13 protein-coding genes and 1 tRNA gene are annotated in these 12,307 nt (G+C 69.4%); 6 read left to right on the forward strand and 8 right to left on the reverse strand.

The window, feature by feature from the left end; all coding sequences use genetic code 11:
* The first annotated feature begins 96 nt into the window (after nucleotides 1-96).
* The 3 genes from E1288_RS07425 to E1288_RS07435 all read left to right on the forward strand — a co-directional run bounded on the left by E1288_RS07425 (nucleotide 97) and on the right by E1288_RS07435 (nucleotide 3,529).
* Nucleotides 97-1,272: an RNA-guided endonuclease InsQ/TnpB family protein gene (locus E1288_RS07425; protein WP_235883398.1), complete on the forward strand. Its 1,176-nt coding sequence runs from the start codon at nucleotides 97-99 to the stop codon at nucleotides 1,270-1,272.
* A gap of 65 nt (nucleotides 1,273-1,337) precedes the next feature.
* Nucleotides 1,338-1,985: a LysR family substrate-binding domain-containing protein gene (locus E1288_RS07430; RefSeq protein WP_165968025.1), complete on the forward strand. Its 648-nt coding sequence runs from the start codon at nucleotides 1,338-1,340 to the stop codon at nucleotides 1,983-1,985.
* Nucleotides 1,986-2,176: 191 nt separating this feature from the next.
* On the forward strand, nucleotides 2,177-3,529 hold the full coding sequence (locus tag E1288_RS07435; RefSeq protein WP_235883405.1) for an MFS transporter: 1,353 nt from the start codon (nucleotides 2,177-2,179) through the stop codon (nucleotides 3,527-3,529).
* 156 nt (nucleotides 3,530-3,685) lie between these two features.
* On the opposite strand, the gene E1288_RS07440 is transcribed toward E1288_RS07435, so the two are convergent.
* Nucleotides 3,686-4,360 (reverse strand): Rossmann-fold NAD(P)-binding domain-containing protein, encoded by a 675-nt coding sequence (locus E1288_RS07440; RefSeq protein WP_132482576.1) that lies wholly within the window; start codon nucleotides 4,358-4,360, stop codon nucleotides 3,686-3,688.
* Nucleotides 4,361-4,538: 178 nt separating this feature from the next.
* Here E1288_RS07440 and E1288_RS07445 point away from each other — a divergent pair, with 178 nt between their 5' ends.
* Nucleotides 4,539-5,690, forward strand: coding sequence for an epoxide hydrolase family protein (locus tag E1288_RS07445; protein ID WP_132482578.1), 1,152 nt, complete (start codon nucleotides 4,539-4,541; stop codon nucleotides 5,688-5,690).
* 17 nt (nucleotides 5,691-5,707) lie between these two features.
* On the opposite strand, the gene E1288_RS07450 is transcribed toward E1288_RS07445, so the two are convergent.
* Nucleotides 5,708-6,529, reverse strand: a complete 822-nt coding sequence (locus tag E1288_RS07450; RefSeq protein ID WP_207954230.1) for an endonuclease/exonuclease/phosphatase family protein — start codon at nucleotides 6,527-6,529, stop codon at nucleotides 5,708-5,710.
* Between the two features lie 114 nt (nucleotides 6,530-6,643).
* On the opposite strand from E1288_RS07450, the gene E1288_RS07455 reads away from it, so the two are divergent.
* Nucleotides 6,644-7,108 (forward strand): MarR family winged helix-turn-helix transcriptional regulator, encoded by a 465-nt coding sequence (locus E1288_RS07455; RefSeq protein ID WP_165968026.1) that lies wholly within the window; start codon nucleotides 6,644-6,646, stop codon nucleotides 7,106-7,108.
* Nucleotides 7,109-7,512: 404 nt separating this feature from the next.
* Here E1288_RS07455 and E1288_RS07460 read toward each other — a convergent pair.
* Nucleotides 7,513-7,586: transfer RNA gene (locus E1288_RS07460), tRNA-Leu, on the reverse strand.
* 145 nt (nucleotides 7,587-7,731) lie between these two features.
* Here E1288_RS07460 and E1288_RS07465 point away from each other — a divergent pair.
* Nucleotides 7,732-7,953, forward strand: coding sequence for a DUF3618 domain-containing protein (locus tag E1288_RS07465; RefSeq protein ID WP_132482584.1), 222 nt, complete (start codon nucleotides 7,732-7,734; stop codon nucleotides 7,951-7,953).
* A 259-nt stretch (nucleotides 7,954-8,212) separates the two neighbouring features.
* Here E1288_RS07465 and E1288_RS07470 read toward each other — a convergent pair whose 3' ends face one another.
* The 5 genes from E1288_RS07470 to E1288_RS07490 all read right to left on the reverse strand — a co-directional run bounded on the left by E1288_RS07470 (nucleotide 8,213) and on the right by E1288_RS07490 (nucleotide 12,261).
* On the reverse strand, nucleotides 8,213-8,920 hold the full coding sequence (locus tag E1288_RS07470; RefSeq protein ID WP_235883399.1) for an MOSC domain-containing protein: 708 nt from the start codon (nucleotides 8,918-8,920) through the stop codon (nucleotides 8,213-8,215).
* Nucleotides 8,921-9,007: 87 nt separating this feature from the next.
* Nucleotides 9,008-9,625 (reverse strand): TetR/AcrR family transcriptional regulator, encoded by a 618-nt coding sequence (locus E1288_RS07475; protein ID WP_132482588.1) that lies wholly within the window; start codon nucleotides 9,623-9,625, stop codon nucleotides 9,008-9,010.
* A gap of 104 nt (nucleotides 9,626-9,729) precedes the next feature.
* On the reverse strand, nucleotides 9,730-10,032 hold the full coding sequence (locus E1288_RS07480) for a hypothetical protein (RefSeq protein WP_132482590.1): 303 nt from the start codon (nucleotides 10,030-10,032) through the stop codon (nucleotides 9,730-9,732).
* A gap of 121 nt (nucleotides 10,033-10,153) precedes the next feature.
* On the reverse strand, nucleotides 10,154-10,729 hold the full coding sequence (locus tag E1288_RS07485; protein ID WP_235883400.1) for a nucleotidyltransferase family protein: 576 nt from the start codon (nucleotides 10,727-10,729) through the stop codon (nucleotides 10,154-10,156).
* A gap of 86 nt (nucleotides 10,730-10,815) precedes the next feature.
* Nucleotides 10,816-12,261 carry an NCS2 family permease gene (locus E1288_RS07490; protein ID WP_132482592.1) on the reverse strand — a complete coding sequence of 482 codons (1,446 nt, stop codon included), beginning with the start codon at nucleotides 12,259-12,261 and terminating at the stop codon, nucleotides 10,816-10,818.
* Nucleotides 12,262-12,307: the final 46 nt, after the last annotated feature.

Raw genomic sequence — 12,307 nt, forward strand, 5'->3', positions numbered from 1 at the left:
CTGTCAGCCTTGATCGGTAACCTGCCCACAGTGAAGGTGAGGTGATCAACGCTGCAGCTGCGTTACCGGTACCGGCTCTACCCTGCCCCAGGGCAAATGCAGGCTCTTGCCCAATCGTTCGGGTGCGCGCGCGTGGTCTACAACGACGCTGTGGCAGCGCGTCGTGCCGCGTGGTTGGCGGGTGAGGAGTACCCGACATCGGGGGCACTGCAGAAGCGGTTGATTACCGAAGCAAAACGCACTCCCGAGCGGGCGTGGCTGGCGAACGTGCAGCATTCGATGCTGCAGCAGGCCGTTCGGGACTGCGATATGGCCTACAAGAACTTCTTCGATTCGCTCGCAGGCAGGCGAGTGGGCCGGAGGATGGGTGTGCCTCGGTTTAAGTCGCGACGCGACAAGAGGCAGACGATCCGATTCCAGGCCAACGGGTTCCGAATACTGGACAATGGCAGGTTGCGGTTGGGGAAGATCGGTGACATCAAGGTTGCTTGGTCACGGAACCTGCCCAGCGTCCCGAAGACCGTCACGGTGATCAAAACCGCTGATGACCGCTATTTCGCGTCGTTCGTGGTCGAGGTCGGTGACGAAACCGCCGATCCTGTGCTCGACGAATGCGGAAACGAGATCGAGGCTGGCCTCGACCTGGGCTTGTCTGTGTTCGCCGTCGACGATCAGGGACGGCGGATCGAGAACCCGAGGTTCCTGCGGCAGGCGGAGAGAAAGCTCAAACGCGCACAACGGCAAATGTCGCGTAAGCAGAAAGGCAGCAATAACCGCGCCAAGGCCAGGCAGCGCCTGGCCAGGCAGCACGCCAAGGTAGCCGATGCTCGGTCGGACTGGCTGCACCAGGAAACGACCAGGCTCGTTCGTGAGAACCAAGCGATCTACCTGGAAGACTTGGCTGTGTCCGGTTTGGCCCGTACCCGGTTGGCCGGGAGCGTGCACGACGCATCGTGGGGCAGCTTCCGCAAGCTGCTGGAAGAGAAATGCGCCCGCGCCGGCCGAGCGCTGGTAGTGGTCGACCGGTGGTTCCCTAGTACGAAGACTTGCTCTGCCTGCGGACACGCGAAGGGTGCTATGCCGCTAGACGAGCGGGTGTTCCGGTGCGAGAAGTGCCCGCTTGTGTTGGACCGTGACGTGAACGCAGCTTGTAACATCCTCGCCGCTGGACGGGCGGAGAGGTTAAACGCCTGTGGACCCGATGTAAGACCCCCTACCGGGGCGGTTGGGGTTGAAGCAGGAACCCAGCGAAGCGCCGCTAAAGCGCAGTAGAATCTCCGGCCTTCAGCCGGGGAGGACGTCAAAAGGTCCTGAAGTCCGTCGAGGAGGCGGCCGCGGTGGCGGCGTCGGCGGCGCACGGCGAGATCGGGACGGTGCGCATCGGCGTCGGCGGCGTCGGGCCGCTGGCGTGCCTGCCGGGCCTGGTGAAGCGGCTCAACGCGGAGAAGCCAGGGATCGAGCTGGTCGTCGTCGGCCAGGTGTACTCGCAGGCGGGGTTCGACTTGGTCGCCGACGGCAGCCTCGACCTCGCCTTCGTCCGGCTGCCCGCGGTCCGCGAAGGCGTTTCGACGCGGGTGGTGTTCGACGAACAGCTGATCCTGGCGGTGGCGCCCGACCACCCGTTGGCCGGGGCCGAGTCCGTGGCGCTCGCCGAGCTGGCCGAGGAGCGGTTCATCGCCTACCCGCCCGGCGGCGTGTCCAGCCTCCGCGACCTGATGGTGCACGCCTGCGTGGACGCCGGTTTCACGCCCCGGATCGTCCAGTACGGACCCGAGACGAGCACCATCATGGCGATGGTCGCCGCCGGGCTCGGGGTGACGCTGACCGTCACCTCGGTGATCGACGTGATCAGCAACGTCGTCTTCGTGCCGCTGGCCGGCCGGCCGTACCGGACGCAGGAGGCCATCGCGTGGAGCCAGGAGCATCTCTCCCCGGCGGCAGCGGCGGTGCTGCGGATCGCCGAGGAGGTGCTCCCGACCCCGTGAACGCCCGGAATTGATGCCGGCGGTGTATCAGTCCGCGACAAATCTTGTATTGGACGAGACGAAGTTCCGCCTGCGAGGCTTCTCCTCCAGTGGCAGCAGTCACATCGACCTGTCCTCGACCGCCCGCGGGCGGAGAACCCCTGTGCCGCACGGGGTTTCCTCAGCGTGGAGGAGCGCATCTCTTGAGCACCGTGATTCCCCCGGCCGCGTCGCGCGCGGACGGCGACGAGCTCATCGTCCCGCCGGCCGATCTGCGCCGCGCGGCCGTGTCCTCGTGGCTCGGTTCCGCCTTGGAGTACATGGACTTCACCCTGTACACCCTGGCGGCGGCGTTGGTGTTCGGCCCGCTGTTCTTCCCCGAGCAGTCCCCGGCGGTGGCGCTGATCGCGAGCTTCGGCGTCTACGGCTCGGGCTTCCTGATCCGCCCGGTGGGCAGGCTGTTCTTCGGCCGGGTCGGTGACCGGCACGGGCGCAAGGTCGTGCTCATCGCCACGCTGGCGATGATGGGCCTGGCCACCGCCGGAATCGGTCTGCTGCCGACCTACGCGCAGATCGGCGTCTGGGCGCCGCTGCTGCTGACCGTGCTGCGCCTGGTCCAGGGCTTCGGCGCGGGCGCGGAGCTCGCCGGCGCGTCGCTGCTGATGGTCGAGTCCGCCCCGAAGCACAAGCGCGGTTTCTTCGGCTCGGTCGTCGCGATGGGCACCAACTCCGGCATCTTCCTGGCGACGGTGCTGTGGTTGTCGCTGTCGCAGATGCCCAAGGAGCAGTTCATGAGCTGGGGCTGGCGGGTGCCGTTCCTGCTGAGCCTGGTCACCACGTTCGTCGCGCTGTACCTGCGGACGTCGGTGAAGGAATCGCCGGTGTTCGAGGAACTGCGCCGCCGCCGCGAGGCGCAGAAGCACGAGGCCAAGCACGGCGGCGTGTGGCGGGACGTCGCGAAGGCGAAGAAGCCGTTCCTGCTGTCGCTGGCCATCCGGGTCTCCGAGAACGGCGCGGTCTACCTGGTCAAGGGCTTCCTGGTCGGCTACACGGCCTCGACGCTCGGCCTCGCGGGCAGCGTCGCGACGACCGGAGTGATGATCGGGACGGTGATCGGTTTCGCGACGGTGCCGCTGTTCGGCAAGCTCAGCGACCGGTACGGCCGGCGGCCGGTCTTCCTGGCGTTCGCGGTGTTCCAGCTGCTGTTCGCGGTGCCGGCGCTGGCGCTGATCCACACGGAGAACCCGGTGATCATCGCGATCGTGTTCGCGGTCTTCGTTGGCGGGCCGCTGCCGAACCTCTACGGCGTGGAGTCCCCTTGGCTGGTCGAGATGTTCGGCGCCAAGCACCGCTACACGTTCATGTCGACGGTCAAGGAGGTCGGCGCCGTCCTGTCGGGCGGCCTGGCCCCGATCCTCACCGCCGGGGTGATGGCGGCGGCGGGCCCGGCGTGGTGGCCGATCGCGGTGATCATGCTCGCCTACGCGGCGATCGGCGTCCTCGGAGCCTGGCTGGCCCCGGAGACGAAGGACCGCGACCTGTCGGCGGAAGCCGACGCCTGCTGACCGGCAACACGATCTCGAACGCCTGAGCCCGGGCGTGTCCGTGTTCGTGCAGTTTCAATTGAAACTGCACGAACACGGACACTCTGCACGGGGCACCACCCTGCGGGGATTCCTGTTTCAACTGAAACTGCACCACATCTGTGCAACGAGGACCGGTCAGTCCGGGCCCCGCCGGCCCGTGCTCACGTCGACGTCCAGCGAGATGCCGTTCTTGGCGCGGTTCAGGGACTCCTCCGGTGCGGGACCGTCGGGGTTCTCGGTCGCCAGGGCCTGGTTGAGCGCGACGAACGGGCGCATCCTCCGCTCGTAGGCGGCGAAGGCGGCGGTGTGGTCGATGTCGGACCGGCCCAATTCGTCGGCGAGCACGTACGCGCCGACGAGGGCCAGGCTGGTGCCCTGGCCGGACAGCACCGAGGCGCAATACCCGGCGTCGCCGAGCAGCGCTACCCGGCCAGTCGTCCACCGGTCCATGCGGATCTGGGACATCACGTCGAAGTAGAAGTCCGGTGCCTCCGCCATCGCCGACAGCAGCTTCGGGACTTCCCATCCGAGACCGGCAAGCCGCTCGGCCACGATCTGCTTCTGCTGTTCGGTGTCCCGGTAGTCGTAGGTCACCGGCTCGGACATGAAGCCGAGGGTGACCCGCAGCTCGGTGTTGTCGCGCACCGGGTAGACGCCGCCACCGGCACCCGAAGTCCCGTCCCGGAACCACACCTGCCAGTTGTCCAGGCCCAGGACGTTGGCCATCGGGAAGATCGCCAGGTACTGGCCGAGATGCGTGCTGAACTGCTGCTCCGGCCCGAAGACAAGCCGACGGACCGTGGAGTGCAGGCCGTCCGCGTCCCGCGCTCGCGAAGCCGAACCGGCCTCGTAGCGACCGGAAACCTCCGTCGGCGTCTTTGATGGACAGAAGGACTTGGTCTCCGGTGTTGTGCGGCGAGCACTTTCCCCGCGACTGGACGATTTCTTAGGTCCGCAGGTGGCCTAAGCGGCTCGTAGCGTCCGGAGCATGACGAAACAGCACGACGTACGCCCCTTCCGCATCGAAATCCCGCAGGAGCAGCTCGACGACCTGCGGGCGCGGCTGGCCGGCACCCGGTGGCCCGACGAGCTGCCCGGGGTCGGGTGGAGCCGCGGCGTCCCGGTCGGCTACCTCAAAGAACTCGTCGAGCACTGGCGCACCGAGTACGACTGGCGCGCCCACGAGGCAGAACTCAACGCGCACCCGCAGTTCGTCACCGCCATCGACGGGCAGAACATCCACTTCCTGCACGTGCGCTCGCCGGAACCGGACGCCACGCCGCTGGTCCTGCTGCACGGCTGGCCGGGCGGGGTCGTGGACTTCCTCGACGTCATCGGGCCGCTGTCGGATCCCCGCTCGCACGGCGGCGATCCGGCCGATGCCTTCCACCTGGTGATCCCGTCACTGCCCGGGTTCGGGTTCTCCACGCCGCTGGCCGGGCCCGGGATGAACGTGGCGCGGATGGCCGGACTGCTGGCGCGGCTGATGGCCCGGCTCGGGTACGACGGCTACGGCGTGCAGGGCTACGACGCGGGCGCGTGGGTCGGCCCGGCGATGGGCAAGCACGACCCGGACCACGTCGTCGGCGTCCACGTCAACGCCCTGCTCGCGTTCCCGGCCGGCATCGACGGCGAGATGGACGGCCTGACCGAGGTCGAGCAGCTGCGCTGGGAGGCGATGCAGAACTTCAACGACGGCTACCTGCAGTGCAATTCGAAGCGACCGCAGACGGTCGGCTACGGGCTGCACGACTCACCGGCCGGCCAGCTGGCCTGGATCGTGGAGAAGTTCAAGGAGCTCACCGACCCGCCGGAAGGCCTGCCGGAGGAGAGCATCGACCGCGACCGGATGCTCACCGACGTCTCGCTGTACTGGCTGACGGGAACGGCGACATCGGCGGCGCAGATCTACTACGAGGAGATCTCGGCGGCCGACTGGAGCGCGGAGCCGGCGGGCAAGGGCACGGTGCCGACGGGCGTGCTGGTCTCGAACCACGACGTGACGATTCGCCGCTGGGCGGAGCGGGACCACAACATCGTGCACTGGACGGAACTGGAGAAGGGCGGCCACTTCCTCGCGATGGAAAACCCGGAAGCCCTGGTCGAAGACGTCCGGACCTTCTTCCGCAACCTCCGCTGAACCCGGCGCGGCGGGGTTCAGCCTGCGCCGATCTCGAGGTCGGCGACGACGCCGTAGTGATCGCTCGCCCAGATCCCCTCGGTGGGCTCGTCGAAGGCGAGCTCGACCGAACGCACGCGGCAGTGGGCGTCCGGATGCTGGTGCCACGAGCCGATGAACACGTAGTCGATCCGCCGGCGGTGGTGGGGCTGGCGCACGGCCAGATCGATGACGTCGCGAGCGTTCGGGTTGTCGACCGTCCACGTGTGCCCGGGCGAGGTGCCGGCGACGGCCCAGGCGTCGTGGTAGTGGACGCTTCGCCCGCCGAGGGACTGCAGGCCGCTGAGGTAGCGGATGCTGGCGGCCTCGGGCGCGGCGTTGAAGTCGCCGGCGATGATCGTCGGTAGGGCTCGGCGGTGCCGGGCGTCGAGATCGGTGAGGGCGATCGCCTGCTGTTCGCGGACCTGCTCGGCGTCGAGGCGCCACGCGGCGGTCGTGCCGATGAAGAGGAGCTCTCCCTCCGAGGGAGTGGGCACCGCGACGGCCAAGGTGCACCACGGCACGTCGGCTGCCCCGGCCAATCGCATGTCGAGGACCTCGCGCACGGCGTGCGGCCAGCGGGTGGCGACGGCGCTCCCGCCGTAGCGGTCGATCCACGGCGGTTCGTACGACATGACATCGCTCTGGTGGGTGCCGTGCAGGCCCGTGTCGGCGAGGAGTTCGTCGAGCTGCCTGCGTTCGGGTGTCTGCACGACCTCCTGGAAGGCGACGAGGTCCGGGTCGAGGCGCCGCAGCTCGCGGTTGATGTGCTCGGTTCGTCGCGGGTCGCCCTGGACGTTCTGGACGTTGATGGTGAGCACCCGGAGCTCCATGGAGTCGCGCTCGCTTTCCGGCAGTAGTGGTCAACTGGTTGACGATTGGTCATGCTGGTCGACGGCTCCCGTTTTTGTCAACGAGTTGACTACACTCGGCTCGTGTCTTCCTCCGAGTTGTCGTTGGCCGGAGCCCTCTCCCGGGCGTTCGCGGTCGTGTACGGCCTGATCGCCGATGGCCTGCGCGAGGACGGCTTCCGGGACCACTCCCCGGCGCAAGGCGTCAACGTCCTGCGGAACCTGGGCGAGGAGCCCCGGTCGGTCGGCCGGTTGGCCAGCATGACCGGCGTCTCGAAGCAGGCGATCAGCCGCCAGGTCGCCGGGCTCGAGCGCGCCGGCTACGTCCGCACCGAACCCGATCCCGCCGACGGCCGCGGCCGCCTGGTCCACCTGACCGACCGGGGGAGGGAAGAGCGGGAGGTGGCCCAGGAACGGGTCGCCCGGCTTCGGGAGCGCCTGGAGCGGGAGCTGGGGCCTGACGAGACGGAGACGTTCCTCCGCGGCCTCGAAGTGATCATCGGCTGGGGCGACCGGGAAAAGGCGGCCAAGCCGGATCGCGGCACCTGACGCCGTTTCGAACCGGCCACAGTGGACCCACGCCGCGATGCGTGGCGGGTTCGGCGGTGCCAGTCCGCGTTCACGGTGCAGTGTCGTTTCGGCGCACACCGAAACGATGCGGTCCTACGGTGGCCGACATGTCATCGCAGGGGTAGCGTTCGTCGATCTCAGCCAGCGGAGGCGAAGTAGGAATAGTGGCCGCCGATCTCGGCTGGCAGAGGCGCAGCGGGGATAGCGGTCTCGCCGATCGGAGTGCTGGTCCATGAGCAGGCCGGGAACGCTCCGCACGGCAGGGAGCGGACGAAAGGCGGCCACCGCACCGTGGGGGTCCGCGGGGGCTCGGCCCCCGCGATGAAATGACGAGACGATGAAGGTCTGCGCTCTCCGCAGACGCACTCCAGGCAATCGGATCGTGGGGCCGGAGGGACTCGAACCCTCACTGGCTAGGACCTAAACCTAGTGCCTCTGCCAATTGGGCTACGGCCCCGCACGGCACAGCCTAGCGGGTGGGGTGATCTTGGCGGGAGGCGCGTTCCCGACCGGGTTGCGGGCGCGACACGCGAACCGCTGGTGCGTGGCCGGTTCGGCGGTGCTCTACGGTGTCAGCAGCCAGGTGAACGTGAGGAGGACACGTGGCCCGTGATCCAGACGCCATCGAGCGCGACATCGAGCAGGCGCGTGAAGCGCTGGCCAGCACGCTGGACCAACTGAGCGTCAAGGCGAACCCGAAGCGCTTCGTCGAGTACGGCAAGTCCAGCCTGCAGGAGAAGCTCAGCGATCCGAGGGTGCGCTACGTGCTGATCGGCGTCGGTGCTCTCGTCACCGTTGCGGTGGTGCGCAAGCTGTTCCGCTGAGGCCCGTGGGCCTCTTGGATTGAGGCGGTGTGCGGTAGGGCGGGTTCTGAAGCGGCGCAGCCGCTTAGCCCGCCCTCGCAGCTTGCACCGCCGCGGGTTCTCAGGGGTCTTCTCGCGAGGACAGCCCCGACGTGGTGAATTGGCATTCATGATGTCGGGGACCCCACAGCGAGAAGGCGCCTGTAATTCCCGCAGGGGGGCCGCTACCCGCTCCGCCACGCAAAACGAGCCTGGAAACAGGGTTTGCGACCCAAAACACTCACGACTCTTGCTGCTGCACCGCGTCGCCTACTCGGACTTCGCCGGGTTTGGTGACGCGCATGATCACGCCGAACTTGTTGTCGTGGCGGTCGATGAGGTGGGTCTGCAGTTCCCGCCAGCGCTCGCGGCCGTCGGCGTCCCAGCTGGGGACCGCGCAGCGGATGCACGGCCCGGAGTGATCCCCGGTCACCGCCAGTTCCACGTCGCCCACGGTGAGCACGGTGCCGTGCTCCCAGGTTTCCTCGGCGAAGGCCGGCAGATCGGTGGTCACGTGGATGTTCGTGCGGAACCGGCGGAGATCGACGTCGGCGCCCAGCTCGTCGGAGAGCCCCACCCGGGAGGCTTCGAAGGTCACGAGCACGGTCGGCCCGCGATCCTGCTGCCCGTCCGCGGCGTGCAGGCTCAGCGGGATGTCCAGCGATCCGGTGAGGGCGTCGGCGAGCTTCGGGTCCGTCCAGGACCAGTCCGCGCCGTCCGGGCCGCGCAGGTTCGGCGGTTCGGTCGGGTCGGCGGTGTCGCCGTAGCTCGCCGACCAGCTCAGCATGACCGCGTTCTGCCGTACCGTCAGCACCTTGCCCGAACGCTTGGCGCGCTCGTCGAGCAGCGCGTAGGCGCGGTCGCCTGCCATGCCGCGGTCGTCGAACCGGGCCGCTTCGACGCGCTCACCGCGCAGCGACTTCACCGGCCACCGATTGAGCTCCGTCACCGATCCCCGCGCCACGCAGACCTCCATTCACCGCGTGGCCCCACCCTAGCGCGTGGCCCTGATGCTCCGACTCGTGCGAACCGGGGATCATCGCCGGGGCGCGGCGCTGTGGAGCAGCGGTAGCAGGGCCTCGTGCAGCAGCCGGTCGACGAAACCGGTGTCCAGCGGTTCGTCGGCGAGCATCAGGCGGTAGATCAGGCTGGCTCCGGCGAGTTCGACGACCGTGTCGATCGGCGAGTCGGCGCGGATCTCGCCGCGCTGCACGCCGCGCTCGATGATGCGGCGCAGCATGTCGCGCTGCGGCAGCAGGAAGGACTCGCGGAACGCCGCGGCCAGTTCGGGCTCGTGGGGGAGCTCGCCGACCAGCGCCTGCGCCGCCTTGCCGACCGGGCCGGTCAGGAACGACGCGAAGCTGCGGAGGAACTCGCCGAGGTCGGCCTCGATGGTGCCCTGGTCGGGTTCCGGGATGCTGCGGCGCACCAGCTGGGTGCAGGTGTCGATGACCAGGTCGAGCTTGGAGTCCCACCGGCGGTAGATGGTGGCCTTGCCCGCCCGCGCGTGGGCGGCGACGGCGTCCATGGTCAACGCCCGGTACCCGACGTCGGCCAGCACCTCCATCGCGGCCTGGCGCAGCGCCGCGTCGCGGGTGGCATCGCGCGGGCGCCCCCGGCCGCTGGCCGGCCGGTTCGTTTCGACGCTGGCCAACGCTGGTTCCTCCTCGCGTGCACTGCTCGCCGCTTTCACACCGGACATCCTAAGGTCCGCGCCGCTTTCGTCCACTGTGCACGCAATCGGGATGTTCCGCGCGGTCACCTGGCGCCGCGCGCGTGGCCCGTCGCGGCGGCCATGGCGCTGCGGGTCGCCTCGTCGGACAGACCGTGCCTGGCCTGCAGGTATGCGCTGGTGAAGGCGAAGCCGTCGCCATCGAGCAGGTGGATCACGACGCGACCCGCCTTGCCGGGCGCGAGCTGCTCGATGAACTGGTCGGCCTGGTCGCGCGCCGCGATCAGGCCCGGCGCCCGGGCCGTCCGGCGATCGGCGCCGGTCGTGACCGTGACCAGCCAGTCGTCGCCGTCCGGGACGTAGTCGGCCGTGATGTGTCCGCTTGCCATGAATGCCTCCGCCTCCGGCGCGCTCGGGCGTTCGTGTGACGTCGCGGACCGGCGAGGGCTGCGTCGATCGCTGTCGCCGCTGGGCAGCCGCTGGCAGGCCGGTCGCGCGTGGCCGTCGACTTTACGGGTTGCGCCGGGCGAGGTCTTCAGGACGGTCGATGTCGAAGCCCGCCGACACGTCGTCGCAGGCCACCAGCGCGACTTCGCGGCCCTTGAGGTAGCCGCGGGCGCCGGCGTCGCCGGTGGCGGCCGCGCGGGCCCCGGCCCAGTGGTCGCGGCCGAACAGCACGGGGTGGGTGCGCGCGCCGTCGTGCGCGGCGGCGGCCAGTGCGCTCCGGCTCGCGAGCGCGGCGACGCGCCGCACGGCTTCCGGGCTGATGCCGGGCATGTCGACCGGCAGCACGAGGGCGGCGTCGGCATCGGTCGGGGCGAGCGCGTCGAGCGCGGTGCGCAGCGACGAGCCCATGCCGGTGGCCCAGTCCGGGTTGACCACGGCCGTCGCGCCGGTCAGCTCCGCCCGTTCGCGGACCTCGTCCGCGGCGGCGCCGAGGACGACCACGACGGGCGCGCAGCCGCCCGCGGCGAGCACTCGCACGGCCCGGTCCACCAGCAGCGATCCGCGGTACTCCACCAGCGCCTTCGGCATCCCGAAGCGACGTCCGGCACCGGCGGCCAACACGACTCCCGCGACTCCCACGCACGCACCGTACCCATCCGGAGACCGCGGTGGAGGGCGCCTCTCGGGGAAAGGCGCCCTCCACCTGGTTCCTGGTCGAGTGGCAGCTACTCGACCAGGGCCTCGATGCCCTCTACGCCGAAGTAGAAGGCGAAGACGATCGCCAGGACGCCGACGAGCCAGCCGATCTCGCGCACCTTGCCGCGGGCGATCTTGATGACCGCGAACGCGACGAGGCCCGCGCCGATGCCGTTGGTGATCATGTAGGTGAACGGGATCACCGCGATGGTCAGGAACGCCGGGATCACGTAGTCCGGGTCGTCCCAGGGGATGTGCCGGACCTGGGCCATCATCAGCGCCCCGACGATCACCAGCGCGGGCGCGGCGGCCTGCGCCGGCACCACCGCCGCCAGCGGCGTGAACAGCAGCGCCGCGCAGAACAGCAGGCCGGTGACCACGCTGGCCAGGCCGGTGCGCGCGCCTTCGGCGACGCCGGTGGCCGACTCCAGGAACACCGTGTTCGGCGACGAGCCGGTGAGCCCGCCCGCCGCGGCGGCGACGCCGTCCACGGCCAGGATCCGGCCCATGCCTTCGACCTTGCCGTCCTTCACCAGCCCGGCCTCGGAGGAGACGCTGGTGATGGTGCCCATCGCGTCGAAGAACCCGGACAGCACGAGGGTGAACAGGAAGACGGTGGCCGCGATGCCGCCGGCCGCGGCGAACCCGCCGAACAGGTCGACGTCGCCGAACAGGCTGAAGTCGGGGCTGCCGACGACGTGGTCGGGCAGCTCGGGCACGATCGTGCCCCACTGCTTCGGGTCGATGGCGAACGCCGCGTTCGCCGCGATCGCCAGCACCGTGCTCACCGCGATGCCGATGAGGATCGCGCCGGGCACCCGCCGCGCCAGCAGCACCAGCATGATCAGGAGGCTCACGCAGAAGATCGCGATCGGCACCCCGATCAGGTGCCCCTCGGTGCCCTGACCCATCTGGACCGGCACCGTGGTGTTGGCCGCGTCCGGCTTCCGGGTCACGAATCCCGAGCTGACCAGGCCGATCAGCGCGATGTAGAGGCCGATGCCGACGGTGAGCGCGGTCTTCAGCGCGGCCGGGATGGCGTTGATGATCTTCTCCCGGACGCCGCTGATGGCCAGGACGACGATCACGATGCCTTCGAGCACCACCAGCCCGAAGGCCTGCGCCCAGGTCATGGCGGGCGCGATGGTGAAGGCGACGACGGCGTTGACGCCCAGCCCGGAGGCCAGGGCCAGCGGCGCGTTGCCGACCAGGCCCATCACGATGGTCATCACGCCGGCGGTGGCCGCGGTGGCCGTCGTCAGCTGCTCGGGCGTCAGCTCGGCGCCGGTCGCGTCCGCGGACGCGCCGAGGATCAGCGGGTTGAGCATCACGATGTAGGCCATCGCGACGAACGTGGTCAGGCCGCCGCGCAGTTCGCGGGAGAAGGTGGAACCGCGGGCGGTGATGCGGAAGAAGCGATCTAATCCGGAAGCGCCGGCGTCGGCGGATCTTTCCGGTTGCACTTGCTGGGTCATGAGTCCTCCCATGCCGGTGGGCGCCCCCGCGCGGCACCCGGATTCG

The organism is Saccharopolyspora elongata (assembly GCF_004348985.1).
GTDB lineage: Bacteria > Actinomycetota > Actinomycetes > Mycobacteriales > Pseudonocardiaceae > Saccharopolyspora > Saccharopolyspora elongata.

What these genes read in the sequence shown, in the direction of transcription:
- E1288_RS07445 (WP_132482578.1), top strand. Translation starts at nt 4,539, where the DNA reads ATGACGAAACAGCACGACGTACGCCCCTTCCGCATCGAAATCCCGCAG.
- E1288_RS07480 (WP_132482590.1), bottom strand. Translation starts at nt 10,032, where the DNA reads ATGGCAAGCGGACACATCACGGCCGACTACGTCCCGGACGGCGACGAC.
- E1288_RS07490 (WP_132482592.1), bottom strand. Translation starts at nt 12,261, where the DNA reads ATGACCCAGCAAGTGCAACCGGAAAGATCCGCCGACGCCGGCGCTTCC.
- E1288_RS07425 (WP_235883398.1), top strand. Translation starts at nt 97, where the DNA reads ATGCAGGCTCTTGCCCAATCGTTCGGGTGCGCGCGCGTGGTCTACAAC.